A 26,245-nucleotide genomic window follows, 5' to 3' on the forward strand; every position below is an offset into this window, starting at 1 on the left:
GGCCGAGAGTGGGGCCGGCCGCTCAAGACTCCGCAAAGATTGACGGTTAACGCCCGCTTGCGGGCCGGGCGACGCCGTGCCGGCGGCTCAGCCGAACTGCTCGCGCAGGATCCGCTCGTCGAGGCTGTGCCCGGGATCGTGCAGGAGGACGAGGTTCGTCGCCTGATCGAGCCAGGTCTCCACGGTGCAGACCCGGCGGAACTCGGTGTGGTCGGCCACCGCCGCCACGGGGCGGTGGGCGGCGTCGAGCACCTCGACGCGGATGCGGGCGTGGTCGGGCAGCAGGGCCCCGCGCCAGCGCCGCGGGCGGAAGGCCGAGATCGGGGTCAGCGCCAGGAGCTGGGCGTTGAGCGGCAGGATCGGGCCGCCGACCGAGAGGTTGTAGGCGGTGGAGCCCGCCGCGGTGGCGCAGAGCACGCCGTCGGCGATCAGCTCCTCCAGGCGGACATGCCCGTCGACGGCGATCTTCAGCTTGGCGGTCTGGTGGGTCTGGCGCAGCAGGTAGACCTCGTTGATCGCCCGCGCCGTGTGGCTGCGCCCCTCGGTATCCTGCGCCTCCATCAGCAGCGGGTGGATCACGCTGCGATGGGCCGCCTCCAGGCGCTCCAGCAGGCCCTCCCGGCGGTACTCGTTCATCATGAAGCCGACGGTGCCGCGGTTCATGCCGTAGATCGGCTTGGAGGCGTCCATGAAGCGGTGCAGCACCTGCAGCATCAGGCCGTCGCCGCCGAGCGCCACCACGACGTCCGCCTCCTCGGGCGCGACGTGGTCGTAGCGGCGCATCAGCGCTGCGGCGGCCTCGCGCGCATCCGGTGTCGGGCTCGCGATGAAGGCGATCGTCTTGAAGCGCATGCGCGTCGGATCCGCCCTGCTCGCGACGTCCGGCTTGACGCCGGCTCCACTCCCGGGCCCCACTCGCGAGGCCCGTACCAACGCGCGGTCCAGACCCGAACGGAGAATCCGGCATGGAGCGCGCGCTCCTCCTCTACACCACCTTCCCGGATGCCGCGACGGCGCTCGACATCGGCGAGGGCCTCGTGCGCGACCGGCTCGCGGCCTGCGTCAACGTGCTGCCGGGGATGCGCTCGGTCTATGCCTGGAAGGGCGCGGTGGAGCGGGGCGAGGAGGTGGCGGCGCTCGTCAAGAGCCGGGCCTCCCTCGGGGAGGCGCTCGCGGCGGCGCTGAAGGCCCGCCACCCCTACGAGACGCCGATCCTGCTGCACCTGCCGGTGGAGGCGGCCGATCCGGACACGCTGGCCTGGATCCTGGCCGAGACTCAGGCGCCGCCGACCGGGTAGCTCCGGCCCTTCCAGGTCGCGGCGCCGGCGCGCTCGCGGCGCAGCAGCACGTTCCACTGGATGGCCAGCGCGGTCAGCACGATCAGCGGGTGCAGCAGGATCGTCAGCGGCGGCTCGCGGGTGCCGAGCGTGATCGCCGCGCGGGTGGCCAGCGCGAGGCCCGCCGCGGCGAGCGCGAGGGGGATCGCGGCCGGCGGCAGGGCGCCCGCCAGCCCGGCGAGGGCGAGGCAGAACGGCAGCACCTGCCCGAGCAGCAGCAGCGCCGTCCAGACCGGGAGCGCCCGGGGCGTCGCCATGCCCTCCTGGGCGTTCTTGGAGAACCCGGCCCAGGCCTCGCGAAAGCCCCCGTACATGTGACAGAGGGCGAGATCGCGCCCCGCCACCAGATCGGTGCGCAGGCCGTGGCGGCGGAACAGGCGGGGCAGGCGCACCCCGTCGTGCAGCGAGGCGCGGATGCCGCCATGGCCGCCGGTCTCGGCGTAGGCCGCGCGGGAGGCCAGGATCAGCTGGCCGCAGGCGGCCCCGAGGCTCGGATGCAGCGAGGCCCGCATCGCCGCCACCGGCAGGTAGCCGACGAGCAGGAAGTTGATCATCGGCACGGTCAGGCGCTCGCCCAGGGTGTCCATGCGCTGGCGCGGAACCGTGCTCAGCAGCGCCGTGCCGGTGCGGCGGGCGTAGCCCGCGAGCCGCGCGGCGCCCTCGGGGGCGAGCCGCACGTCGGCGTCGAGGAAGAGCAGGTGCTCGCCCCGCGCCTGGGTGGCGAGGAAGGCGCAGGCGTTGTTCTTGCCGGTCCAGCCCTCGGGGAGCGGCGGCACGGCGGCGAGGCGCAGGCGCGGATCGGCCGCGGCCATCGCCCGCACGATCTCGGCGGTGGCGTCGGTGGAGTGGTCGTCGCCCACCACCACCTCGACCGGGGTGCCGGTGCTGGCGAGCGCGGCCGCGAGGGTGCCGGCGATGTTGTGCGCCTCGTTGCGCGCCGGGATCAGGATCGAGACGAGGCCGGCGCCGCCGGGCTCGATCGCGGGCGTGCGCAGCAGCGCGAGGTTGATCGCGCAGAACAGGGCCGGCTGCCCGGCGACCACGAGGCAGACGAGGGCGAGGCCCCAGAACAGCGCGTCGAGGCTCACCGGGCGGGCTCCCGCTCCGGCGCGCCGGCCGGCGCCCCGGCGGCGGCGTTGTGGGCCGGGTCGAAGGGGCGCCCGGCGAGCAGGGCCCGCAGGCGGCGCCAGACGTCGTAGACGCCGCCGATCCCCTTGGCGCCCGAGACGAGCGGCACGAAGCGCTCCGGATCGCGGGCGATCACGTCGGCGCTGAGCCGGTCGAGGGTCCGCGTCAGGTCCTGCTCGAGCCGGGCGAGGCGCTCGGCCCGGGGCAGGGCGCGCAGGTCGCGGGCGTGGACGGGCTCGCCGAACCCGACGAAGGCCTCGGCCCCGCGCTCCTCCCAGAGGGCGTATTCGAGGGCCAGCGGCACGAACAGCGTGTCCTCGGCGAGCTCGGCGAGATGCGCCACGCCGGGGCGCAGGCCAAGCGGGCGGGCCCGCACGTCGGCGAAGCGGCCCTGCGCGGTGATCCACATCATGCGGTGCCGGCCGGCCAGGATGCCGCGCGAGGCGGCGAGGAACTGCGCCGCCCCGCGCGGGCTGTCGAGATCGACCCCGAAGGCGCCCATGCGCTGGAAGATGCGGTAGCGCGCGAGCATCTTCGCGTCGAAGGGCGCCCGGCCCTCGCGCTCCGGGAACAGACGCCCGGCGAGCAGGATCACCACGGCGGCGTCCCACCACGCCGGGTGGTTGCAATAGACCACGATCGGGCCCGGATGAGCGGCGAAGCCCGGCACGCCCCAGCGGGCGAGCCGCACGGCATTGAGGTGGCGGCGCACGAAGCGGTCGAAATAGCCGACCATGAAGCGCCAGAGCGCGGGCGAGACCGGGACCGGCTCGGCGACGCCACGGTGCCGGACGGCCCGGTCGGGTCTCGGTGGCTCGCCCATGCCGCGCTCCGGCGGGGCCCGGTCCGCCTCGCCCACGGGGTCAATCCGGGGCGGAGCGCGGAGTTCGTCGAGGCTCACGCCCGCGCGCTCAGGCCGACTTGCGCAGATCGGGCGTGCCCGAGGCGCCGCGGGCATCCTGGTCGTGGGCGTCGGCCGCGATCCAGCCCGACATCATCACCATCGGCATCCCGGGTCCGGGATGGGCGGCGCCGCCCGCGAGATAGAGGCCGCGCACCTGCCGCGAGCGGTTGCCGGGCTTGAAGGCGCCCATAACCTTACCGTGCGAGGCCAGGCCGTAGATCGCCCCGTTCAGCACCTTGTAGCGGTCGTGGATGTCCTGCGGCGTCAGGTGGCGCTCGACGACGATGCGCTCTTCGAGGTCCGGCATCCCGGCGGTGCGCTTGAGCTTGTCCAGGATCACCTGCCGGTAGGCCGGGAACATCTTCGACCAGTCGTGGTGCGGGCGCAGATAGGGGGTGTGGACGAGGACGTAGAGCGCCTCGCCGCCCTCGGGCGCCACGCTCGGATCGGTGGAGGAGGGGGCGGCGAGATAGGCGGTCGGGTCGGGGGCGGGCTCGCCCTTGCGGTAGATCCAGTCGAACTCCTCCTCGGGATCGCGGGAGAAGACGAAATCGTGGTGGTTCAGGTGCTCGTAGCGCTTGTTCAGGCCGAGATAGAGCACCACGCCCGAGCAGGCCGGCTCGGGGTTCTTCTTCTCGTAGGCGCGGCCCGCCTCGCCGCCGACCAGCTCCCGGTAGGTGCGCACCGAATCCATGTTGGAGATCACGGCGTCGTAGGGGGCGGTCGTGCCGTCCTGGGTGCGCACGCCCCGCACCGCGCCGTCGCGGATGTCGAGGCCGGTCACCTCGGAGCCGGGCTTCAGGGTGGCCCCGAGCTCGCCCGCGAGCTTGGCCAGGGCCTCGGCCACCGCGCGGGTGCCGCCCATCGGGTACCAGACCCCGTCCGCCGTCTGCATGTGGGCGATGGCGCAGAGCACGGCCGGCGCGCCGTAGGGCGAGGAGCCGACATACTGCACGAAATGGTCGAGCATCTGCGCGAGGCGCGCGTCCTTGACCTTGCCGCGGATGGTGGAGGCCACCGAGGCGTGCATGCGCAGGGAGAGCACGTCGCGCAGCGTGCCGGGATTCATGTTGGCGCGGATGTTGATCGTGTCGAACAGGTCCTCGACCGGCTTCCAGAAGAAGAACCGCTCGGACACCCCGTGCAGGTGCTCGGAGATGGCGATGAATTTCTTGTAGCCGTCCCCGGCGCCCGTGCCCGGCACGAAGCGGTCCATGTCGGCGGCCATCCGCTCGACGTCCTGCATCAGGTCGATGTGGCGGCCGTCATCGAAGAAGCAGCGCCATTGCGGGTCGAGCCGGCGCAGGTCGAGGTAGTCGTTGATGTCGCGCCCGGCCTCCGCGAAGATGCGCTCCAGCACGCGCGGCACGGTCAGGATGGTCGGCCCCATGTCGAAGCGGAAGCCGCCCTCGTGCAGCACCGCCGCCTTGCCGCCGAGCCAGTCGTTCTTGTCGTAGAGGGTGACGGCATGCCCCCGCGCGGCCGAGACGCAGGCCGCCGCGAGGCCGCCCAAACCGCTGCCGATGACGGCGACCGAGGATCCGGACTGCATCGTGTTACGCTCCAACGAAACGCCCGGGCGGGGTTCCGCCCGAGCAAGCTAAGCGCGGCGGCGGCACGGTCAACGTGCTACCCGGTCGCGCCGATGACGGTGCACAGCCATCAGGCCGCACGCCGCGAGACCAGTCCCAGAGCCGCGGCGAGCCCGGCGAGGCTGAGCGCCGCCAGCACGCCCCAGGCGGCGAGCGCGGCGGGCAGGCCGTCGCCCAGCGCGCCCTGATAGGCCTCGATCGCCCAGGCGTTGGGGGTGAGCCAGCCCGCCTGCTGCAGCCAGGGCGGCATCAGGAAGCGCGGCACCATGCTGCCGCCCACGGCCGAGAGCAGCAGCACGCCGAAGGTCGAGGCGAGATGGGCCTGCTGGCGGGTGGCCGAGGCGGCGCAGGCCGCGAGGGCGAGCCCCGCGGCCATCGCCGAGACGAGGAGGCAGGTGACCAGGAAGGCCGGCCAGTGCGGGCCGATGGCGACGCCGTAGAGCAGGCCCGCGGCGCCGAAGATCAGCCCGGCCTGCACGACGCCCTGCAGGGTGAGGAAGGCGAACTTGCCGAGCACGATCACCGCGAGGCCGCCGGGCCCCGCCATCAGCCGGTCGGCGAGCCCGGAGCCGCGCTCCTCCACCAGCGACATCGCGCCCTGCATGGCGGCGAACAGCAGGAACACGGCGGTGATCGCGCCCGCGTAGTAGCTCACCCGGGCATTGCCGGCCGCCGCCGCGGTGCTGCGTCGCTCCACGAGGTTGGAGAAGCTGAACGGCTCCTTCTTGGCGCGCTGCTCGGCGAAGGCCGCGTCGAGGAAGGCGCGCTCGTCCGGTCCGATCTTGCCGGTGCGCTCCACGTCGGCGACGACGCGCGAGAGCACCACGTCGGGCAGGGCCTCGTTCAGGACGCGCTGGAGCTGGCCCAGCGCGATCGGGGTGGCGAGCGCCTTGGCGGGGTTCTCGACTAGCACCACCGGGCGGAGGGCCTCAGCCGGCGGGCGGAGGGCCTCAGCCGGCGGGCGGACGGCCTCCGCCTGCGAACCGGCGGGCTCCGCCGGCGGACCGGCGGGCGCAGCCACGGGGGCGGACGGCGCGGCGGAGAGGTCGCCGCGCAGGACCAGGGCGACGTCGACCTCGCCCGAGCGCACGGCGCGGGCCAAAGCCGCGAGGTCGTCGCCCGGCAGGCGGCTGACGCGCAGGGTGGGGTCGGCCTCGAGGGCGCCCATCAGGCGCTCCGTCGTCGGGGTGCGGGCGAGGTCGGCGAGCCCGAGATGGATGCGGATGCGGTCGCCGACGGCGCCCGAGAAGATCGCCGCGAAGATCACGAAGATCACCGTCGGCAGCACGAAGGCCATCACCAGGGCGGCCCGGTCGCGCAGGAGCGTCAGCAGCATCACCCGGAAGGCCGCGCCGATCATCGCGCGCCCCCGATCCGGGCGCGCGCCACCTCGGCGACCGGGCGCGGGCGCAGCGCGTCGAGATAGAGCGCCTCGAGGCCCGGCGCGCGCACCCGCACCTCCGAGGCCGGGACGCCCTGCGCCCGCAATTGCCCGAGGAGCGCCGCCCCGTCGAGGCCCGAGGCGGCGCGCTCGGCCCGCCAGAGCAGCCCGCCCTCGTGGGGCGCGAAGCCGGCGCGGCGCAGGACCGCCTCGGCGCCGGGATCGGGGCTTCCCGTCAGCACCACCTCGCGCTCCGGCGTCCCGGTCCGCAAGGTGGCGAGCAGGTCGGCGAGTGCGCCCTCCAGCACGATCCGGCCCTGCGCCACGAAGGCGACGCGGTCGGCCAGCCGCTCGGCCTCGGCGAAGTCGTGGGTGGCGATCAGGATCGCGGTGCCCTCGGCCCGCAGCCGCGCGAGCACCGCGTGGATCGCCGCGCGCGCCGCGAGATCGACCCCCTGCGTCGGCTCGTCGAGGAGGACGAGGCGGGGCCGGCCCATCAGGCTCGCGGCGATGTTGACCCGGCGCTGGTAGCCGCCCGAGAGCTGGCCGACGAGGCGGTCGGCGACGTCGGCGACGTCGGTCAGGGCGAGGGCCGCCGCCACCGCCCGGGCCCGCTCGCGCCGGGGGAGGCCCGCGAGCCGGGCGAAGATCCCGAGATTCTCCGCCACGGTGAGCCGGGGATAGAGCGCGATCTCCTGGGGCACCCAGCCGATGGCGCTGCGCACCGCGCGCTCGGCGAAGGGATCGCGGCCCGCGACCCGGATCGTCCCGGCCTCCGGGGCGAGGCGCCCGGCGGCCAGGCGCATCAGCGAGGTCTTGCCGGCCCCATTCGGCCCGAGCAGCGCCAGGGTCGCGCCGGGGGCGAGGGCGAGGTCGATCCCGTCGAGCACACGCCGCCCGCGATAGGACAGGGCGACGCCCGCCGCCGCGAGCAGCGGCTCCGCCGGGCTGGGATGGGGCGACACCGCCTCAGCGCCGGGGCAGGGCGCGGGCGAGGCGCAGCCGGATGGCGGCGCCCGGCTCGCGCAGGCCGAAGGCCGCCTCGGCGAAATCGGGCCGGCCCCTGCGCCCGGCCCCGCCCGAGAGGGCGTAGGGCTCGAGCGGCAGGCCGAGCCCGGTGCGGTCGAGGCGGCCGTCGCCGTTCTGGTCCTGGAAGGCGGCGACCGCGTAGGTGCCGGGCGCCACGTCCCGGAACGCGACGGCGGCGGCCGGACCGCTCGCCGGCACCCTGTCGCCGCGGGTGCAGGACGCCTCGGACAAGCCGCCCTGGCAGAGCGTGACGTAGACGGTGCCCGCGCCGGGCTCGATGCCGTCGACCTCGACCTGGAGCGTGGCGGCCCGGGCGGGCGCGGCGAGGCAGAGGCCGAGCGCGACCAGCCCCGCCCCGCGCCTGCGCGCCGTTCCCGTCACGAGGCCTCGCCGCCGGCCGCCAGCGGGGCGGTCTCGGGCAGGCCGGCGCCGGCCGGCACGCGGGCGCCCAGCAGCTCCTCGATCAGCAGGCGGGCCGAGATGCGCGCGCCCTCGTAGATCACCGGCAGGCCCGAGCCCGGATGGGTGCCGCCGCCCACGAGGTAGAGGCCCGGCCCGAAGCGGTTGTGGGGCCGGAAATAGAGCATCTGCATCAGGTCGTGGGCGAGGTTGAAGGTGGCGCCCTCGTGGACCGCGAACTCGTCGCGCCACTCGGTCGGGTCGACGATGCGCTCGTAGCGGATGCGCGATTCGAGGTCCGTGATCCCGAGCGCCTGCAGGCGCTCCAGCACCAGGGCGCGGTAGCGCGCCCGCGTCGCCGGCCAGTCGATCCCGGCCTTCAGGTTCGGCACCGGCACCAGCACGTAGAGGGCGGTGTGGCCGGGGGGCGCCATGCCGCCGTCGGTGTAGCCCGCGTGCTGGACGTAGATCGAGGGCTGCATCGACAGCGTGCCCTCGGTGATCTCGCGGATGTTGCGGGCGTAGTCCTTCGCCAGCAGGATGGTGTGATGGCCGAGCGCCTCCGGCATCGGGCCCTCGATGCCGAGATAGAGCATGAAGGTCGAGCAGGAGAGCCGCGCCTTGGCCACCTTGGCGTCGCGCCAGCGCGGCCGGTGCGCCTCCGGCACCAGCTCCGGCACCACCTTGGCGAAGTCGCCGTTGATCATCACCGCGTCGGCGCGCAGGTGCTCGCCCCCGACGATCACGCCGTTCGCCGTCTTGCCCGCGAAGGTCACCCGCTCGACGCTCTGGCCGAGGCGGATGTCGACGCCCATGCGGCGGGCGAGCCCCGCCATCGCCTCCGAGACCGCGCCGCAGCCGCCGACCGGATGATAGACGCCGTGCTCGTACTCGAGGAACGACAGGATGGTGAACAGGCTCGGGCAGCGGAAGGGCGACATCCCGAGGTATTTGGTCTGGAACGAGAAGGCGAGGCGCACCCGCGGATCGGCGAAGTAGCGGCGCAGGTCGCGGTCGACGCTGCGGCCGGGATGCAGATGGGGGAGGGCGGCGAGCATGGCCGGGCTCGCCATGCTGCGCAGCTTGTGGAAGGCCTGCTCCAGCACGGGCTTGAAGTAGGTCAGCTTCTGACGGTTCTCGGAGAAGAAGGCCCGGACGTTCTTCGCGTCGTCCGGGGCGATCCGGGCGATCTCGGCCTCCAGCCGCGCGACGTCGCCGGTGGCGCGGATCTCGCCGCCGCCCTCGAAGACGAGGTGGTATTGCGGATCGAGCCGCTCGAGCTTGACGTGGTCCTCGAGGCGCTCGCCGCAGCTCTCGAAGATGTCGGCCAGGATCTGGGGATAGAGGAAGAAGGTCGGGCCGATGTCGAAGCGGTAGCCGCCCGGCGTCTCCACGGTCTTGGTGCGCCCGCCGACCTGCGTGTCCTTCTCGATCAGCGTGACGTGGATGCCCGCCCGCGCCAGGAGCAGCGCCGATGCCAGGCCGCCGGGGCCGGCCCCGACGACGACGACCCGGCGTCCGGACAGCGTCCGAAGGCCCTCTCCCGAGTGAAGCAACGCTCTCGACTCCTCAATCTCGCGCGCGACGCTCCGCGTCAGGCTCGCGCGCGACGCTCCGCGTCGGGACCGACCGTCGCACGCCGCGCTATCGACCGCCATCTCTGCGGCCAAGCTAGAGACCTTTGCGCGTCCGGCAATTGCATCCCTTTGTCGCGCGTGCCGGGGCGGCGCTGTCAAGGCCGCGATACGGCCCCGGGCCCGGGGATCTCCGCACTCCGCCCCGTGGAATGCGGCCCGCCGCTCAGGCCGTCCGCGCGCCCGCGAGGCGGTGCAGCGCGACGGCGCCGGCGGTGGCGACGTTGAGGCTGTCGAAGCCCGGGGCCATCGGGATGCGCAGGGTCCGGGTGCGGGCCAGGACCGCGTCCGGCAGGCCCGGCCCCTCGGTGCCGAGGATCAGAAGCGCGCGGGGCGGCGCCGCGAGGCCGTCGAGGCTCTCGCGGCCGGACGGGCTCAGCGCCAGCGGCACGAGGGCGAGGGTTTCGGCGAGCATCGCCCAGTCCGCACCGGCCGGGAGCCGCGCGAAGGGCGTGACCAGCGCGGCGCCCGCCGAGACCCGGATCGCCTTGCGGTAGAGCGGATCGCAGGTGGCGGCGTCGAGGAGCACCGCGTCGGCCCCGAAGGCGGCGGCGTTGCGAAGGCAGGCGCCGACGTTGTCGTGGTTCGTCAGGCCGGCGAGCCCGAGCACGAGCGCCGGGGCCGGGGCGGGCGGGACGAGCGCCGCGGGCGCCGCATCCGCCCCGCGCAGGCCGACCGCCAGCACGCCGCGATGGATCGGGAAGCCGGTCACGGCGCTCATCACCGCCTTGCCCGCGAGGTAGACGGGGGCGTCGAGGCCGGCGAGCGCGCCCGCGAGGCCGGGCCAGCGCTCGGGCACGAGCAGCACCGATTCCGCCCGGAAGCGCGCCCGCGCCGAGGCGAGCAGCCGGAGCGTGACCTCGCCCTCGACGATGAAGCGCCCGGCCCGGCCCACGAGGTCGCGCTCGCGCATGGCGGCGTAGGGGGCGAGGCGCGGGTCGGCCGGATCGTCGATCGCGACCGGGGTCACGTCAGGCGGGGCGCCCGGTGCGCACGGCCAGCGGATCGGCCTCGGCCTTGGTCGGCACCTTCACCAGGGCCTCGCCGTCGAGCACGATCTCGCCCGCCACGGCGCAGGTGCATTTGAGCCGGGCGCGGCGGCGCTCCGGCACGAGTTCGGCCACCTCGACGGTCACGTCGACGGTGTCGCCGATGCGCACCGGCGCGCGGAAGTTCAGGGTCTGGCTGATATAGACGGCGCCGGGGCCGGGCAGGCGGGTGCCGAGCACCGCCGAGATCAGGCCCGCGGTGTAGAGGCCGTGGGCGATGCGGGTGCCGAAGGGCGTGCGCGCGGCGAAGTGCTCGGACAGGTGGATCGGGTTGCGGTCGCCGGTGATCTCGGCGAAGCCCACCACGTCCGAGGAGGCGATCACCTTCGAGAGCGTCTCGGACAGGCCGACCTCCAGATCCTCGAAGTACAGAACGCGCAGCTCGGGCAACATCTTTCCACACTCCCTGTCGGTTCGCGCCCGTGCGGCGGCGCCTGGCCCACCGCGTCGCACAGGCGGGCCGCCGAATCCAGCCCGGCCGCGACGACGGCGGGCGCGGACGGGACCGGAGATTGCTTTCGGGCGCTCCGTCGGCGCAGGCTCGGCGGCGAGAATTTCCCCGGAAGGCACCCGATGCGGTACGACACCGTCAAGAAGATCCTGGTGACGGGCGGCGCGGGCTTCCTCGGCTCGCATTTATGCGAGCGCCTGCTGTCGCAGGGCCACGAGGTTCTGTGCGTCGACAACTTCTTCACGGGGACCCGGCGCAACGTCGCCCACCTGCTGGGGCATGCCCGGTTCGAGCTGATGCGCCACGACGTGACGTTTCCGCTCTACGTGGAGGTCGACGAGATCTACAACCTCGCCTGCCCCGCTTCGCCCGTCCACTACCAGTTCGACCCCGTGCAGACGACCAAGACGAGCGTGATCGGGGCGATCAACATGCTGGGCCTCGCCAAGCGGGTGAAAGCCAAGATCTTCCAGGCCTCGACCTCGGAGGTCTACGGCGATCCGGAGGTCCATCCGCAGCCGGAGGAATACTGGGGTCGGGTCAACCCGATCGGGTTCCGCTCGTGCTACGACGAGGGCAAGCGCTGCGCCGAGACCCTGTTCTTCGATTACCGCCGGCAGCACGGGCTGGCGATCAAGGTCGTGCGGATCTTCAACACCTATGGGCCGCGCATGCACCCGAACGACGGCCGCGTCGTCTCGAACATCGTGCTGCAGGCGCTGCGCGGCGAGGACATCACGCTCTACGGGGACGGCCAGCAGACGCGCTCCTTCTGCTACGTCGACGACCTGATCGACGGCTTCGTCCGGCTGATGGAGACCGGCCCCGAGGTGACCGGCCCGATCAACATCGGCAATCCGGGCGAGTTCACGATCCGGCAGCTCGCCGAGATGGTGATCGAGCTGACCGGATCGCGATCGACGCTCGTCCATCGGCCGCTGCCGCCCGACGACCCGCGCCAGCGCCGGCCCGACATCGCGAAGGCCCGGGAGGTTCTCGGCTGGGAGCCCCGCGTCCAGCTCCGCGAGGGACTGGAGCGGACGATCGGGTATTTCCGCACGATCGCCTGAGGCGACCCGGCCGCGGCCTCGACAGGCGGGTGGGCATGAACCAAGACGCCGGGCACCCCTTCGGGGACCGATCCAGGGACGAGCCCCGTGACCGAGCCTGCAGCCGCAGCCGCCCTTCGCCCCGTCGTCGCCCGCGTCGCGGCGCTGAACCTCGGCTATTTCGGGATCGAGATCGCGGTGGCGCTCGCCATCGGCTCGGTGGCCCTCATCGCCGACAGCCTCGACTTCCTGGAGGACGCGACGATCAACCTGCTGATCGTCGCCGGCCTCGGCTGGTCGGCGCGCAACCGCGCCCGGCTCGGCACCGCGATGGCCGCCATCCTGCTCGTGCCGGCGCTCGCCACCGCCTACGCGGCCTGGGAGAAGTTCGAGACGCTGACCCCGCCGGCGCCCGTGCCGCTGACGCTGACCGGCCTCGGGGCGCTCGCGGTGAACCTCGCCTGCGCCGCGATGCTCGCCCGCCACCGCCACGGCTCGGGCAGCCTGACCCGCGCCGCCTACCTCTCGGCGCGCAACGACGCCTTCGCCAACCTCGCCATCATCGCCGCCGGCCTCGTCACGGCACTCCATCCCTCGCCGTGGCCCGACCTGGCGGCCGCCGCCGGCATCGCGGTTCTGAACGCGGACGCGGCCGGGGACGTGTTCCGGGCGGCGCGGCGGGAGCGCCGGGCGGCGCAGGCGGAACGCGGCGCGGCACCCGAGGCCTGACGCGCGGGCCGCCCGCCGGGCCGGACCCGAACCCGGAAAGAACCGATCCATGCGCCCACCCCTGCACCGCCCCCTGCGCCTGTTCCCGATCTCCGATCTCCATCTCGAGCGGCGGCGCCTCGACCTGATCCCGTCCCCGGGCGACGATTTCGACGTGCTGGCCTGCGCGGGCGACCTCTACGAGGGCCATCCCGAGCGCGGTCTCGCGGCCCTCCTCGCGCTCGCCGGGGGACGGCCTATCGTCCTGGTTCCGGGAAACCACGAGCATTACGCGCCGACCGGCGACCCGCGCGACGCGGCGGCGCTCCTCGCCGCCCTGGAGGCGGAGGTCGCCCGCCTCAACACCGACGGCGCGCGGCTGCACCTCCTGCAGCACGGGCGATCCTGCATCCTCGACGGCGTCCGCTTCGTCGGCACCACGCTGTGGAGCGACTGGTCGCTCGCCGGGCGCTGGCTCGGGCCCGATTCGCCCGGCCGCCCGGAGGATCCGGTCGCCTACGCGGTCGCGCGCATGACCGACCCGGTCACGGGCTCGCGGGAATATCTCGGCGCGATCCGCCGGCCCGACGGGACGCCCTGGAGTCCGGCGGACGCGATGGCCGCCCACGCGGCCGAGCGTGCCGCCTTGCTCGCGGCCCTGCGCCGGCCCCATGACGGCCCGACGGTCGCGATCACCCACCATCCGGCGAGCCCGCGCGCGGCCGACGCCTACCGGGATGCGCAGGGCGTGCCCTGGTGGGTTCCGGCCTTCTACGCGACCACGCTCCTCGACGACCTGCCGGATGCCGAGCGCCCCGACCTCTGGATCTCGGGCCATTTCCACGCCGGCCACGACATGCGGGTGGGCCGCTGCCGCTGGGTCTCGAATCCGGTCGAGGGCACGAGCTTCCGGCCGGACCTGCGCCTCGCGATCGGGGGCGCCTGAGCGGGCGGTCCCCGCGGCGCTCAGGCGCCCGGCGCGCTCGAGGGCAGGCCGTTGTCGCGGCCCCAGAGAATCACCTCGGTGCGCTTGTGGACGCCGAGCTTGCGGTAGAGCGCGGCGGCGTGGTTGCGCACGGTGTTGCGCGACAGGCCCAGGCGCTTGGCGATGCCGGGGTCGTCGAGGCCGGAGCAGATCAGGCCGAGGATCTGGCGCTCGCGCACGGTGAGGTCGGGCAGGGCCGGCCCGATCTCCTCCCGGCCGGGCCGGCGCAGGGTCGCGAGCTTCTCGATCAGGCCGCGGCTGAACCACGAGGTGTCGGCCATCACCGTCTCGATCGCCGCGAACAGCTCCCGCTCCGTGTGCTTGCGGGCGGTGATGTCCTGGAGGACGAGGAGCAGGCAGGGCTCCTCGCCGATCTCGACCCGCTCGGCGGAGACCAGGCAATCGAGCTCGCTGCCGTCCTCGTGCCGGAGGCAGACCTCGAGTCCCAGCAGGTAGCCGGTGCGCAGGATCGTCGCCTCGAACCGCTCCCGCGCCGCGCTGGAGACCCAGAGGCCGACCGCCCCGGGGGCGCGGCCCACCACCGATTCCTCGCCGCGGCCGAAGACCCGCGTGAAGGCCTCGTTGACCGCCGTGATGGCGAAGTCGTCGAGCCGCGCCAGGACGGTGGGCACGGGGGTGAGGCGGAACGCCCTGGCGAAGCGCTCCTCGCTCTGGCGCAGGGCGGTCTCGGCCTTCCGGCGCAGCTCGAGATCGGCGAAGGTGAACAGCATGCAGGGCTCGTCGCCCATCTCGATCGGCTGTCCGGCCACGATGACGGTGCGCGAGCCGCCGCCGGGCAGCTCGAGGCAGGCCTCCATCTGCGGGATCGTGCCGCCCGCGTTGAGGCGCGACACGGCGAGGTCACGGTTGCGGGCGCCGGCCAGCACGTCGACCTCGTAGACGCTGCGCCCGATCACCGCGTCGCGGGTGTGGCCCGTCATCTCGAGGAAGCCCGCGTTCACCTTGACGTGGCGCAGGTCCGAGAGCCGGCAGATCACGGCGGGCGCCGGATTGGCGTTGAAGGTCTTCTCGAAACGCTCCTCCGCCTCGAACTGCGCCGTGACGTTCTGCAGAATCAGCGCGAAGCAGCTCGGGTTGCCGTTCCGGTCGGTGACCGCGAGGCTGCGCAGGGAATGCACGAAGCCGAGATCGGGGCGGTCGGCGGGCGTCACCTCCACGATCAGGTCGGCGAAGGCCTCGCCGGCGACGAGCCGCTCGATCGGGTCCCGCTCGGGGCGGCGGTTGTTGCGGTAGCGCAGGCTGAAGCGGTCGCGATACCCCTCCACCGTCGGGCCGAGCTCGGCCAGGGTCTCCGCCCCGTGCATCGCGAGGGCGGCGTCGTTCGCCCAGGCGATGCGCCGGTCCGCCTCGATCAGCATGACCCCCTCGGTGAGCCCGGCGATGATCTGGCGTAGCTCGGTTCTGTCCACGCCCTCGGTCACGGCTGCATCCCGGGTCTTCTCCGATTCCGGTCTCCAACCGGACGGCCCCGCGCGGGTTCCCGCCAAGCCCGTGCCAGCACACGGTTTTCGCATCGCGGGCTCACGGTCTCGCATCTCGGCGACGGGCGGGACGACGGGCCGCGCGGCGCGGGACGACCCCGCATGCCGGCCCGCACGAATCGTGCCGGCCGGCGCCCGGAAGCCGGCGCGGGCGGGCCCGAATCAGCACGCGCTCAAGGGGCGTCAGGGCCGGTCCCGGCGCGCCCGATCGCCGGGCCTCGGAGGCCCTACGGGCGCTCCGGCCCGGCACACCGCCGCGGGGAGACCGCCGGCCGGGTCCGCGGCGGGGCGGCGCCGGGCCGGATTCCGATCCGGATCGGGCCAAACCCTTGCCGGCTATGACCTTCCCGGGATGTTGCCGCCCGGCAACATGGCACAGGAACCGCCCACGAAGCCGTGAATCCTCGTTGCCCCGCTCGAAGCATTCGCACACAGTGAAGCTGCAAACGGATCGCGCCAATGCGGTCCACGTGAGTTCGCCGGAAGATGCGGACCACAACAGAACAAGCCCGGATCGACCGGCAAAGCCGGCGCCATCGGGCATCCCTCTCGGGTCTCGAAGCTTTTGGAGATATCAATGCAGCTCTTGAAGAGCTCCCTGCTTGGCTCGGCCGCGCTTCTCGCCGCCGTCGCCGGCGCCCAGGCCGCCGACCTTCCCGTGAAGAAGGCCGCGCCGATCGAGTACGTCCGCGTCTGCTCCGCCTACGGCGCCGGCTTCTTCTACATCCCGGGCACCGACACCTGCCTGCGTCTCTCGGGCCGCGCCCGTTTCGAGTACGGCTACATGCCGGCCTACGCCCGCAACGGCGCCACCTCCGGCGACACCAGCGGCTACCGCGGCCTCGCACGCATCAACCTCGACGCCCGCACGCAGACCGCCTACGGCACCCTGCGCGCCTTCGTCCGCCTCGAGGCCGCGAGCCGCACCGGCATCGGCACGTTCCGCTCGGGCACCCAGGAGCGCATCGGCAACGCCTTCGCGGCGACCGGCGTGGACGGCAACGGCCGCGTCCAGCAGTACTTCAACACCGACAAGGCGTTCGTGCAGTTCGCCGGCTTCACCGCCGGTCGCGCGTCCTCGTTCTTCGACTTCTACGCCCACGACTTCGAGATCATCGCCGCGACCGCCGGCTCGGACGTGTCGTCGACGAACCTCGCTGCCTACACCGCGACGCTCGGCAACGGCTTCTCCGCCACGATCTCGATGGAAGACCCGAGCTTCCGTCGCACGCCGACCTTCAACTCGCAGCTGCCCACGGCGAACACCAACAACGTGCTGTTCGGCGTCACCAGCTCGCCGGTTCCGGTTTTCAACGCCTACAATGCCGCGGGCGTCCCGACCAGCTTCGCGACCTTCGACGCGATCGAGCGTAACCGCATGCCCGACTTCGTCGGCGTCCTGCGCTACGACGCGGCTTGGGGCTCGGCCCAGGTCTCCGGCGCCGTCCACGAGATCAACGCCGGCAGCCTGATCATTCCGGGAACCGCGACCTCGGGGACGGTCACGAACCCGATCAATGGCGGCGGCGGCACGGTCGTTCCGCTCGGCCGCATCGCCTCCCAGTACGGCTTCGCCGTGCAGGGCGGCCTGAAGGTCAACCTGCCCTTCATCGCCCCGGGCGACACCCTGTACCTCCAGGGCGCCTACGGCGAGGGCTCGCAGCTCTACACCGGCTACTCCCAGTGGACGGGCTCCTACATCCAGGCCACCAACACCGGCTACAACGCCTTCCAGCAGTTCTTCTCCGACGGTGTCGTGAACCCCTTCACGGGCCGCCTGCAGCTGTCCGAGAGCTTCACCGCTGTCGCGTCGCTGCTGCACTACTGGAGCCCTGAGGTCCGTTCGGCCCTGTTCGGCTCCTACGGCGAGCAGTCCTTCGGGGCCGGCGTCCGCGCCGCCCAGGGCATCGCGACCACGGCACTGGGCGTGACGGCGAACACCCTGATCGGTACGCCCGGCAGCCGCTTCTACAGCCTGAGCCAGGGCCTGCGGGACACCTACCAGTTCGTCGTCGGCGGCAGCCTGATCTGGTCGCCGGTCAAGGATCTGGATATCGGTGTCGAGGGCATCTACACCCAGGTCGGCGTCAAGAACGGCCGCGTGATCGACCAGAACCGCGATCCGAACGCCTACACCCGCGCCGCGGCGATCAATGCCGGCGGCCCGGTGGCCACGGTGGCCAGCGACGACGTGTTCCAGGTCCGCGCCCGCGTCCAGCGCGACTTCTAAGCCGCACGGCTCCCCCGCGCGGGTCCTTCGGGCCCTGCGCGGGGACGGTTTCCAAAAGCTTCGACTCGGATCGGCCCGGCTGCAAAGCCGGGCTTTTTCGCGTCCGGACCCGCGGATCCCTCCGCCGTGTGATCGACCGGGGCGGGTGGGGCGGGGTCCCGGCATCGCCGCGCGGGCTCGGTCGCCGCGTCCGGATCGCCGCCGGGCAGGCCGGGCTACGGTGAGAGCGGCTTCGTCAGCACCGGGATCGTCGCGGACGGGATCCTCGCGGGCGGAACTCGGCCGCCGCTTCCAAATCGCCGCCGGGCAGGCCGAGAGACGCAACTGCGGCGGGCCAAATACACGCCGCAGCGCCGCTTAGCCGGCGAAAGCGAGCTGGCCGGGCTACGGTGAGAGCGGCTTCGTCAGGGCCGGGATCGTCGCGGAGGCGAGCCACGCGGGCGGGACCGACGCGCACGGAAAATCGGGTGCCGCGCGCTGCCCCGTCGCGGGCGGCCGGCTCGAAACCTCTCTCGCGGCGCGTCAAGCCCTTCCGAAAAGCGGTGCCGGATCGCTCAGGCGCCCGGCTCGTGCAGGCGCCGCCACGCGAAGACCCCGAACACGCCGACGAGGCAGGCCGCGATGCCGAACCACGTGAAGGCGTATTGCAGGTGGTTGTTCGGCAGGTCGACGCGCAGCTGGCCGCCCTTCGGCCAGGTCTTCGCCCCCGGCGTCGCGTCGGCCTCGATCAGGTAGGGCGCCGCCTCCGCGAGACCGCGGGCCTGCGCGATCCCCGCCACGTCGCGATTGAACCATTCGCCGCGGGCGGGATCGGGCGCCGGCACGAACAGCGTGCGCACCTCGCTGGCGCGCAGGATTCCGGTGACCGTGGTCTCACCCGCGATCAGCCCGTCGCGGCGGTCGGCCTGGGCCTTCAGCTCGGTCGGGACGAAGCCGCGATTGACGAGGACGAGCCCGCCGTCGTCGCGCTGGAACGGCGTGAGCACGTAGTAGCCCTGGAGCGCGCGGCCCGGCGTCTCGCCGGCCGCGAGGCCGTGGACCAGGGTCTCGCGATCGTTGAGGAAGCGCCCGGCGACCCGCACATGCCGGAACTCGTCGCGGGCCGGGTCCCACGCCGAACCGGCCGGGGGCGCTACCGGCTCGGCCCGGGAATGGGCCACGATCCGGGCGATCAGCGCCTCCTTCTCGCCCTTGCGCGCGAGCTGCCAGAGGCCGAGCCCGATCAGGATGGCGAGGGCGATCAGGGTGGCGATCCCCGGCGCCGCGAGATCGCGCCAGGCCGAGCGCCGCAGGGCGTGGGCGGCCCCGCTCACTGCCGGAAGCGCCCCTGCTCGGCCTTGTTGGCGTATTGCAGGGCGACCATCATGCCCTTGAGCGGCCGCACCAGCGCGAGGCTCAGCCCGATCGAGAGCGTGCCGGCCACGAGGGCATGGACCCAGATCGGCGGCTGGTAGGTGATCTCCATCCACAGCGCAAGGCCCACCACCACGAGCCCCACGATCGACATCACGAAGAAGGCCGGCCCGTCGGCGGAATCGAAGTTGGAATAGTCGAGGCCGCAGGCCTCGCAGGACGGGCGCAGGGTCAGGAAGCCCGTGAAGAGATGGCCCTCGCCGCAGCGCGGGCAGCGGCCGCGCAGGCCCGTCGGTATCGGCGGCTGCGGCTGATAGGTGCGTTCCAAGACGTTCGACTCCTTCGCGTGTCCCCCAGGAGGATATGGGGGTGCATCCGGCTCCAGGCACGAAAAAGGGGCGGCCGAAGCCGCCCCGATCGCGCATCCCCGCCCTGCATCGGGCGAACGGTTGGCCTCAATGCGCGCCGTGGCCGGCGCCCGAGCCCCAGACGTAGACGGCGGCGAACAGGAACAGCCACACCACGTCGACGAAGTGCCAGTACCAGGCCGCGAACTCGAAGCCGAGATGCTGCTTGACGGTGAACTGGCCGAGATAGGCGCGGTAGAGGCAGATCGCCAGGAAGATCGTGCCGATGATGACGTGCGCGCCGTGGAAGCCCGTCGCCATGAAGAAGGTCGACGAGTAGATGCTGCCCGAGAAGCCGAAGGCGGCGTGGTGGTACTCGTAGGCCTGGCAGGCGGTGAAGAGCAGGCCGAGGATCACGGTGAGCCAGAGGCCGTATTTCAGGCCCTTCCGGTCGTCGTGCAGCAGGGCGTGGTGCGCCCAGGTCACGGTCGTGCCGGAGGTCAGCAGGATCAGCGTGTTGAGCAGCGGCAGGTGCCAGGGGTCGAAGGCCTCGATGCCCTTCGGAGGCCAGACGCCGCCGGTGAACTCCACGCGCGAGGCCTGGATCGGGTCGGCGGTGTAGAGCGCCGCCTCGAAATAGGCCCAGAACCACGCCACGAAGAACATCACCTCGGAGGCGATGAACATGATCATGCCGTAGCGGTGGTGGAGCTGGACGACGCGGGTGTGATCACCCGCATTCGCCTCGTGCACCACGTCGCGCCACCACGAGAACATCGTGTAGAGCACGCCGAGCAGCCCGGCGCCGAAGATGTAGGGGCCCGGCGTCAGGGTCCCGATCTGGAGGCTCTTCATCCAGAACACGGCACCGAACGCCATCGTGAAGCCCGACATCGCGCCGATCAGCGGCCACGGGCTCGGGTTCAGAATATGGAAATCGTGATTCTTGGCGTGCGCCTCGGCCATCTGAACGTCTCTCCTGACCCCTCAAGTCCCTGACCGTTTCCGGCCGCGGCCCTGTTCCCAACCGTCGCGGGGCCTATTCACCCCGTCGAACCCGTCCGCACCCATACTGGACCGGTGCGGCTGTTGTCACGCTTGCGCGACTCAGAAATCCCTGCGTCCACCCTCCGGCCCGCCGGAACCGAGCGCCGCCGTCACCGGCTGGCCGTTCTTCGAGGCGAAGTAGGTGTAGGACAGCGTCATCTCGCTGAGATGGGCCGTGTTCGAATCCGACCGCACGGCCGGGTCGATGTAGAAGACCACCGGAACGTCCAGAACCTCGCCGGGCTGCAGCGTCTGCTCCTTGAAGCAGAAGCACTCCACCTTGACGAAGTAGCCGCCCATCAGCCCGGGCTGCACGTTGAACGTCGCGATGCCGGTCGAGGGCTTCGGGCCGGTGTTCCGCACCTGGAAGAACACCGTCTGGGTCTCGCCGAGCCGCGCGGTGACGGCCCGGCTCTCGGCCCGGAACTTCCACGCCAGCGTCGGGGCGACGTTGGTATCGAAATGCACCAGCATGGCGTCGCCGGGCTTGGCGTCGCCAACCTTGGCGGCATCGGAGGCGGCGACGGGCGCCGGGCCCTGGCGCGGCGTGCCGTCGTAGCCGGTCGCCTTGCAGAAGGCGTCGTAGAGCGGCACCGAGGCGAAGGCGAGCCCGATCATGCCGAGCGCGAGCCCGGCGCAGGCGAGCGCGGTGCGGGTGGCGTTGCGGTTCGGGTTCGGCGCTGTCATCGGCTCAGAGCGGTCGGCTGAGGACCTGAGGTCCCAGCTTGGCGATGGTCAGGACGAAGAACAGCAGCACCATCGCGCCGAGCGCGAGGGCGATCGCCACGGAGCGCTTGCGGCGACGCGCCTCCTCCTCGGGCGTCAGGGGACGGTACTCGACCTTGGGATCGTACATCACACCACTCAGCCGGGGACGGGTCAGGCGAAGACCGGCCGGAACAGGCCCAGGCTCTGCTCGGCGAGGAGCGCCGAGAACAGGAGAAACAGGTAGAGGATCGAGAAGCCGAACATGCCCATCGCGGCACGCTTCTCGGCCTCGCCCTCGCGATTGCGGAAGACCTGCACGCTGAAGGCCAGCATGCCGAGGCCGCCGAGCACGCCGACCACGGCGTAGAGGATGCCGCCGAAGCCCAGCGCCACCGGCACCAGCCCGAGGGGGGCGAGCAGCAGCGTGTAGTAGACGATCTGGCGCCGGGTCGATTGCGGGCCGGCGACGTTGGGCATCATCGGGATGCCGGCCTTGGCGTACTCGCCGGCCTTGACCAGCGCGAGCGCCCAGAAATGCGGCGGCGTCCAGATGAAGATGATGGCGAACAGGACGAGGGATTCGATCCCGACCGTGCCGGAGACCACGGCCTGGCCGATCACCGGGGGCAGGGCGCCCGCCGCGCCGCCGATGACGATGTTCTGCGCGGTCGCCCGCTTCAGCCACATCGAGTAGATCACGGCGTAGAACACGATGGTGAAGGCGAGCAGGCCGGCGGCGAGCCAGTTGGCGGCCAAGCCCAGCACCAGCACGGAGCCGACCGAGAGCACGAGGCCGAAGGAGAGAGCCTCGTCGGGCCGGATGCGGCCGTCGGGGATCGGGCGCTTGGCGGTGCGGGTCATCACCGCGTCGATGTCGGCGTCCCACCACATGTTGAGGCAGCCCGAGGCGCCGGCGCCCACCGCGATCATCAGCAGCGAGATCACGCCGATCACCGGCGAGACGTGCCCGTGCGAGACCACCATGCCGACGAGGGCCGTGAAGATGACGAGCACCATCACGCGGGGCTTCAGCAGCGCGAAGAAATCCGGCACGTCGCCGCCGACCGCAGAGGCGAAGACGGCGCGCTCGGCCGGGATGCTGTTCGTCAGACCTGTCATCGACTCAAACGATCCTGTCGCGGCTTCGGATCGCGGCCGCCGTCCGGCGGTCCGCCCTGTCTGTCCGGGACGATGCGCTCGTCCCGCCCGCCCTTGCCGGGCGGCTCCGCTGGGGAAGCCGCCCGGGAAGGGCGAGGGCCGCGTCCTGCGCGGCCCTCGCTCGGTATCTCAGTGGTGGCCCGGCTCGTCGACGATCTGCGGGAGCGTCTCGAACTGGTGGAACGGCGGCGGGGAGGACAGAGTCCATTCCAGCGTCGTCGCGCCCTCGCCCCACGGGTTGTCCGCGGCGCGCTCCTTCGAGCGGAAGGCCAGCACGACGCCGATCACGAAGACGAACATGCCGAGGCCGAAGATGTGGCCGCCGTAGGTCGACACCTTGTGCCAGCCCGCGAAGGCCTCCGGATAGTCGGCATAGCGACGCGGCATGCCGGCGAGGCCGAGGAAGTGCATCGGGAAGAACAGGACGTTCGCGCCGATGAAGGCCAGCCAGAAGTGCAGCTTGCCGGCCCATTCGGGAATGATGCGGCCGGTCATCTTCGGGAACCAGTAGTAGACGCCCGCGAAGATGATGAACACCGCGCCGAGCGAGAGCACGTAGTGGAAGTGCGCGACCACGTAGTAGGTGTCGTGCAGGTACTTGTCGACGGCCGAGTTCGCCAGCACGACGCCGGTGACGCCGCCGACCGTGAACAGGAAGATGAAGCCCACCGCCCAGTGCATCGCGGCGGTGAAGCGGATCGAGCCGCCCCACATCGTGGCGATCCACGAGAAGATCTTCACGCCCGTCGGCACCGCGATCACCATCGTGGCGAAGACGAAGTAGGACTGCGTCTGCAGGCTGAGGCCGACGGTGTACATGTGGTGCGCCCACACCACGAAGCCGACGACGCCGATCGCGACCATCGCGTAGGCCATCGCGAGGTAGCCGAAGACCGGCTTCTTCGAGAAGGTGGCGATGATGTGCGAGACGATGCCGAAGGCCGGCAGGATCATGATGTAGACTTCGGGGTGGCCGAAGAACCAGAACAGGTGCTGCCACAGGATCGGATCGCCGCCGCCGGCCGGGTCGAAGAAGGTGGTGCCGAAGTTGCGGTCGGTGAGCAGCATCGTGATCGCGCCGGCGAGCACCGGCAGCGAGAGCAGCAGCAGGAAGGCGGTGACGAGCTCGGCCCAGGCGAAGAGCGGCATCTTGTGCAGCGTCATGCCGGGGGCGCGCATGTTCAGGATCGTGGTGATGAAGTTGATCGCCCCAAGGATCGAGCCGGCACCCGAGAGGTGCAGCGCGAAGATCGCGAAGTCGACCGCCGGGCCGGGATGGCCGGCCGAGGACAGCGGCGGGTAGACCGTCCAGCCGGTGCCCGCGCCCTGGGCGCCGGGCGCGCCCTCGACGAAGAGCGAGCAGACGAGGCTCATGAAGCCCGCCACCGTCAGCCAGAACGAGATGTTGTTCATGCGCGGGAACGCCATGTCGGGCGCGCCGATCATGAGGGGCACGAACCAGTTGCCGAAGCCGCCGATCAGCGCCGGCATCACCATGAAGAACACCATGATGAGGCCGTGGCCGGTGACGAAGACGTTATAGGTCGCCGGATTGGAGAAGTACTGCAGGCCGGGCTCCTCCATCTCCATGCGGATGCCGAAGGAGAGGAACGCGCCGACCATGCCCGCGCAGAAGGCGAAGAGCAGGTAGAGCGTGCCGATGTCCTTGTGGTTCGTCGAGAGGAACCAGCGTGCGAAGAAGGACGGCGTGTGGTCGTGATGGGCGTCGTGCGCCCCGGAATGCGCTGCGGCTGTAGCCATGGATGAAGAGCCTTTGAGCGTATCTCTCAGAGTGTCGCGCGGTCCGAGGGCAGCGCCGTCTCGGCGGCGCCCCGGTCGATGGCGTTAGCGGGCGTCGGCGAGCTTCGAGCCGTCGTCGAGGCGGGCGTACTTGGTCTTACCCTCGGCGAGCCACTTCGCGTAGTCCTCGTCGCTGACCACCCGGACGGTGATCGGCATGAAGGCGTGGCGCTGGCCGCAGAGCTCCGAGCACTGGCCGTGATAGGTGCCCTCGCGCTCGGCCTTGAACCAGAACTGGTTGAGGCGGCCCGAGATGGCGTCGATCTTGAAGCCGAAGGACGGCAGCGCCCAGGAATGCAGCACGTCGGTCGAGGTGACCTGGATCTTCACGATCTTGTTCACCGGCACGACCATGTCGTTGTCGGTGCCGAGCAGCCGCGGCTGCTTGTCCTCGTCAAGGTTGGCGTCGAAGGTGAAGCCGCCGCCCTGGTCGGTCTGCGGGTACTCGTAGGACCAGTACCAGGCGTGGCCGATGACCTTGATGTTGACGTCGCCCTTCGGATCCGAGAGCTGCGTGCGCAGCAGCCGGAACGACGGGATCGCGACGCCGACGAGGATCAGGACCGGGATGATGGTCCAGGCGACCTCGATCATGGTGTTGTGGGTGGTCTTCGAGGGCGTCGGGTTCCGCTTCTCGTTGAAGCGGAAGACGCACCACAGGATCAGGCCGAGCACGAACACGGAGATCGCGAGCGAGAGCCAGTGCAGGCCGTGCTCGAACAGGTGGATCTCCCGGGCGTTCTCGGTCACGGGGACCTGTCGGTCCATCTGCCACGGCACGGGCTGGCCGATCCCGGCGGCGAAGGCCTGGGTGGACGTGACGAGGAGGGCGCCGAGCGTGGCCACCCCTGACAAGAATGGTGTTTTCGTCCGCGCCGTCCGCATGTGCCTCTCGTTGCTCCCCTTGGAGACCTGTATCCTGGCCGCGTGCGCCCTTCTGTCGTCGCGGGCTTCCAGGCGGCCGTCATCGCGGATACCCCGGCCGTCGGCCGGGTCTCTCCGATCGCGGTGTCAGATCACATGGGCGTGCAAGGCGCAACCGCACAAGCGTCGCACGGCGCCGGATTCTCGCGTCGATCCGGCCGGAATCCGGCCTCGCGGCCGTCGGGTCGCGACCCGGATTGCTGTAGGAGGATCCGGGGGCGCTCCGCGCCGGGTCCGCGGGCCCGGAGCGCCCTTAACCTCGCGTGTGATCCCATGACCGTCGACGCCCCGCCTCTGCCACCGGCCGCCACCCGCGTCCCGACCCGGATCCTCGCCTATCGCGACGCGCCGCCGCGGGAGGAGGAACGCCCGGTCGCCGTGGAGATGCCGGTCAACCTCGTCTACGGCAGCGTGCCCTACGCGGTGATGATGACGACCCCCGCCGACCTCGAGGACTTCGCCTACGGCTTCAGCCTCACCGAGGGGATCGTGGAGGCGGCCGACGAGATCCGCGGCGTCGCGGTCGAGACGGCGGAGGAGGGCCTGCGGCTGCTGGTCGACCTGGCGCCGGGGCGCCTGCGCGAGCATCTCGCCCGCAAGCGCGCGATCAGCGGTCGCACCGGCTGCGGCGTCTGCGGCATCGACGACCTCGCCGCCCTGCCGATGGCGACCCTGCGCGAGGACCGGGCGGCCCCGGCCCCGAGGCTGACCCTCGCGGCGATCGAGCGGGCGCTCGGCGGGCTCGGCGCGGCCCAGAGCCTCAACCGCGAGACCCGGGCGGTCCACGCGGCGGCCTGGGCCGATCGCGACGGCGGCCTCGTCGCGGTGCGCGAGGACGTCGGCCGGCACAACGCCCTGGACAAGCTGGTCGGCGCGCTGATCCGTAAGGGCCGCGACCCGGCCACGGGCTTTGCCGTGATCACCAGCCGCTGCTCGTTCGAGATGGTGGAGAAATGCGCCCGCCTCGGCGCGTCGGTCGTCGTGGCGATCTCGGCGCCGACCTCCCTCGCCCTGGCGCGGGCGCGGGCGCACGGGATGACGCTCTGCGCGATCGCGCGCTCGGACACGCTGACGGTGTTCTGCGGCGAGGAGCGTCTGGAGACGGCCGCGCCGTGAACGGCCCGCGCCCGTGACGCTACTGCGCGGGCGCCGCATCCTTCTCGGCGCTGCCGCCGGGCACGACCGTGGCGCCGCCGATGACCCGCACGTTGCGCTTGCCTTCGGGCGGATCGGTCCAGGTCTGGCCGGTCTTCGCCTCGGCGGGGCTGCTCTCGATCGACTTGGCCTGGCGGGTCGGGGCCGGCTTCGGGTCCTGAGCGGCGTCCTGCGCGCCGGGCTTGTCTCCCGTCTTCTCCCCCGTCTTGCCCCCTGACTTGCCGCCCGGCTGCGGGCCCGGGGCCGCCGCGGTGGCGGGCGCGTCGGACCGCGCGTCCGGCACGCCGGGCTTCGGCGCCTCGGGCGTCGCGCGGCCGGGCGCCGGGCGGCCCTCGGCCGGCCGCGGATCGGATGGGGGCGCCACGCGGGCGACGC

Annotated in this window: 25 protein-coding genes and 1 pseudogene; 6 read left to right on the top strand and 20 right to left on the bottom strand. The window is 72.1% G+C overall.

The annotated features are described in order from the left end of the window. Positions 1-87 precede the first annotated feature (87 nt). Positions 88-852, bottom strand: a complete 765-nt coding sequence (locus ACS5RC_RS13215; protein ID WP_478344316.1) for an NAD kinase — start codon at positions 850-852, stop codon at positions 88-90. 113 nt (positions 853-965) lie between these two features. On the opposite strand from ACS5RC_RS13215, the gene cutA reads away from it, so the two are divergent. After that, positions 966-1,298, top strand: coding sequence for a divalent-cation tolerance protein CutA (cutA, locus tag ACS5RC_RS13220; RefSeq protein ID WP_478344317.1), 333 nt, complete (start codon positions 966-968; stop codon positions 1,296-1,298). On the opposite strand, the gene ACS5RC_RS13225 is transcribed toward cutA, so the two are convergent. The 9 genes from ACS5RC_RS13225 to croR all read right to left on the bottom strand — a co-directional run bounded on the left by ACS5RC_RS13225 (position 1,277) and on the right by croR (position 10,846). Continuing rightward, entirely contained in the window at positions 1,277-2,425 is a 1,149-nt protein-coding gene (locus ACS5RC_RS13225) for a glycosyltransferase (protein WP_478344318.1), read from the bottom strand. The genes cutA and ACS5RC_RS13225 overlap by 22 nt on opposite strands. After that, positions 2,422-3,201, bottom strand: a complete 780-nt coding sequence (locus tag ACS5RC_RS13230) for a lysophospholipid acyltransferase family protein (protein ID WP_478344364.1) — start codon at positions 3,199-3,201, stop codon at positions 2,422-2,424. Before ACS5RC_RS13230 ends, ACS5RC_RS13225 begins: the two co-directional genes overlap by 4 nt. A gap of 175 nt (positions 3,202-3,376) precedes the next feature. Further along, positions 3,377-4,921, bottom strand: a complete 1,545-nt coding sequence (locus ACS5RC_RS13235) for a phytoene desaturase family protein (RefSeq protein ID WP_478344319.1) — start codon at positions 4,919-4,921, stop codon at positions 3,377-3,379. Positions 4,922-5,031: 110 nt separating this feature from the next. Beyond that, on the bottom strand, positions 5,032-6,321 hold the full coding sequence (locus ACS5RC_RS13240; protein WP_478344320.1) for an ABC transporter permease: 1,290 nt from the start codon (positions 6,319-6,321) through the stop codon (positions 5,032-5,034). Then, complete coding sequence (locus ACS5RC_RS13245) at positions 6,318-7,307, bottom strand: ABC transporter ATP-binding protein (RefSeq protein ID WP_478344321.1); 990 nt, start codon at positions 7,305-7,307, stop codon at positions 6,318-6,320. The genes ACS5RC_RS13240 and ACS5RC_RS13245 overlap by 4 nt, the downstream gene beginning before the upstream one ends. Positions 7,308-7,311: 4 nt before the next feature. Continuing rightward, positions 7,312-7,752, bottom strand: coding sequence for a DUF2141 domain-containing protein (locus ACS5RC_RS13250; RefSeq protein WP_478344322.1), 441 nt, complete (start codon positions 7,750-7,752; stop codon positions 7,312-7,314). After that, the gene (crtI, locus tag ACS5RC_RS13255) at positions 7,749-9,326 is read right to left on the bottom strand and encodes a phytoene desaturase family protein (protein ID WP_478344323.1); all 1,578 of its coding nucleotides are present in this window, start codon (positions 9,324-9,326) and stop codon (positions 7,749-7,751) included. The genes ACS5RC_RS13250 and crtI overlap by 4 nt, the downstream gene beginning before the upstream one ends. Positions 9,327-9,570: 244 nt before the next feature. Continuing rightward, positions 9,571-10,317, bottom strand: a complete 747-nt coding sequence (locus ACS5RC_RS13260; protein WP_478344365.1) for a TrmH family RNA methyltransferase — start codon at positions 10,315-10,317, stop codon at positions 9,571-9,573. 58 nt (positions 10,318-10,375) lie between these two features. Next, a complete protein-coding gene (gene croR, locus ACS5RC_RS13265; RefSeq protein WP_478344324.1) occupies positions 10,376-10,846 on the bottom strand; it encodes a 3-hydroxybutyryl-CoA dehydratase in 471 nt (156 codons plus the stop codon). 180 nt (positions 10,847-11,026) lie between these two features. Here croR and ACS5RC_RS13270 point away from each other — a divergent pair, with 180 nt between their 5' ends. From ACS5RC_RS13270 to ACS5RC_RS13280, 3 genes are all read left to right on the top strand, one after another. Beyond that, complete coding sequence (locus ACS5RC_RS13270) at positions 11,027-11,974, top strand: UDP-glucuronic acid decarboxylase family protein (protein WP_478344325.1); 948 nt, start codon at positions 11,027-11,029, stop codon at positions 11,972-11,974. 87 nt (positions 11,975-12,061) lie between these two features. Continuing rightward, positions 12,062-12,682 carry a cation efflux transmembrane domain-containing protein gene (locus tag ACS5RC_RS13275; RefSeq protein WP_478344326.1) on the top strand — a complete coding sequence of 207 codons (621 nt, stop codon included), beginning with the start codon at positions 12,062-12,064 and terminating at the stop codon, positions 12,680-12,682. 49 nt (positions 12,683-12,731) lie between these two features. Then, positions 12,732-13,607 carry a metallophosphoesterase gene (locus tag ACS5RC_RS13280; RefSeq protein ID WP_478344327.1) on the top strand — a complete coding sequence of 292 codons (876 nt, stop codon included), beginning with the start codon at positions 12,732-12,734 and terminating at the stop codon, positions 13,605-13,607. A 20-nt stretch (positions 13,608-13,627) separates the two neighbouring features. On the opposite strand, the gene ACS5RC_RS13285 is transcribed toward ACS5RC_RS13280, so the two are convergent. After that, positions 13,628-15,088 (bottom strand): PAS domain S-box protein, encoded by a 1,461-nt coding sequence (locus ACS5RC_RS13285; protein WP_478344328.1) that lies wholly within the window; start codon positions 15,086-15,088, stop codon positions 13,628-13,630. Between the two features lie 637 nt (positions 15,089-15,725). On the opposite strand from ACS5RC_RS13285, the gene ACS5RC_RS13290 reads away from it, so the two are divergent. Beyond that, a complete protein-coding gene (locus ACS5RC_RS13290) occupies positions 15,726-17,378 on the top strand; it encodes a porin (RefSeq protein ID WP_478344329.1) in 1,653 nt (550 codons plus the stop codon). A gap of 554 nt (positions 17,379-17,932) precedes the next feature. Here the strand turns inward: ACS5RC_RS13290 and ACS5RC_RS13295 are convergent. The 8 genes from ACS5RC_RS13295 to coxB all read right to left on the bottom strand — a co-directional run bounded on the left by ACS5RC_RS13295 (position 17,933) and on the right by coxB (position 24,676). Further along, positions 17,933-18,691, bottom strand: a complete 759-nt coding sequence (locus ACS5RC_RS13295) for an SURF1 family protein (protein WP_478344330.1) — start codon at positions 18,689-18,691, stop codon at positions 17,933-17,935. Continuing rightward, a complete protein-coding gene (locus ACS5RC_RS13300) occupies positions 18,688-19,059 on the bottom strand; it encodes a DUF983 domain-containing protein (RefSeq protein WP_478344331.1) in 372 nt (123 codons plus the stop codon). The genes ACS5RC_RS13295 and ACS5RC_RS13300 overlap by 4 nt, the downstream gene beginning before the upstream one ends. Positions 19,060-19,186: 127 nt before the next feature. Next, positions 19,187-20,044 (bottom strand): cytochrome c oxidase subunit 3, encoded by an 858-nt coding sequence (locus ACS5RC_RS13305; protein ID WP_478344332.1) that lies wholly within the window; start codon positions 20,042-20,044, stop codon positions 19,187-19,189. A 141-nt stretch (positions 20,045-20,185) separates the two neighbouring features. Next, entirely contained in the window at positions 20,186-20,812 is a 627-nt protein-coding gene (locus ACS5RC_RS13310; protein WP_478344333.1) for a cytochrome c oxidase assembly protein, read from the bottom strand. A 4-nt stretch (positions 20,813-20,816) separates the two neighbouring features. After that, the gene (locus ACS5RC_RS13315) at positions 20,817-20,981 is read right to left on the bottom strand and encodes a hypothetical protein (RefSeq protein ID WP_478344334.1); all 165 of its coding nucleotides are present in this window, start codon (positions 20,979-20,981) and stop codon (positions 20,817-20,819) included. A 23-nt stretch (positions 20,982-21,004) separates the two neighbouring features. Beyond that, positions 21,005-21,952: a heme o synthase gene (locus ACS5RC_RS13320; RefSeq protein ID WP_478344335.1), complete on the bottom strand. Its 948-nt coding sequence runs from the start codon at positions 21,950-21,952 to the stop codon at positions 21,005-21,007. A 168-nt stretch (positions 21,953-22,120) separates the two neighbouring features. After that, positions 22,121-23,752: a cytochrome c oxidase subunit I gene (ctaD, locus tag ACS5RC_RS13325; protein WP_478344336.1), complete on the bottom strand. Its 1,632-nt coding sequence runs from the start codon at positions 23,750-23,752 to the stop codon at positions 22,121-22,123. A gap of 84 nt (positions 23,753-23,836) precedes the next feature. Beyond that, positions 23,837-24,676, bottom strand: a complete 840-nt coding sequence (coxB, locus tag ACS5RC_RS13330; RefSeq protein WP_478344337.1) for a cytochrome c oxidase subunit II — start codon at positions 24,674-24,676, stop codon at positions 23,837-23,839. Positions 24,677-24,988: 312 nt separating this feature from the next. Between coxB and fdhD the strand changes: the two genes are divergently transcribed. Beyond that, positions 24,989-25,831, top strand: a complete 843-nt coding sequence (fdhD, locus tag ACS5RC_RS13335) for a formate dehydrogenase accessory sulfurtransferase FdhD (RefSeq protein WP_478344338.1) — start codon at positions 24,989-24,991, stop codon at positions 25,829-25,831. A gap of 19 nt (positions 25,832-25,850) precedes the next feature. Here the strand turns inward: fdhD and ACS5RC_RS13340 are convergent. Then, positions 25,851-26,245: pseudogene (locus ACS5RC_RS13340) on the bottom strand (hypothetical protein); the annotation flags it as partial.

Source organism: Methylobacterium sp. HJ2 (genome assembly GCF_056431005.1).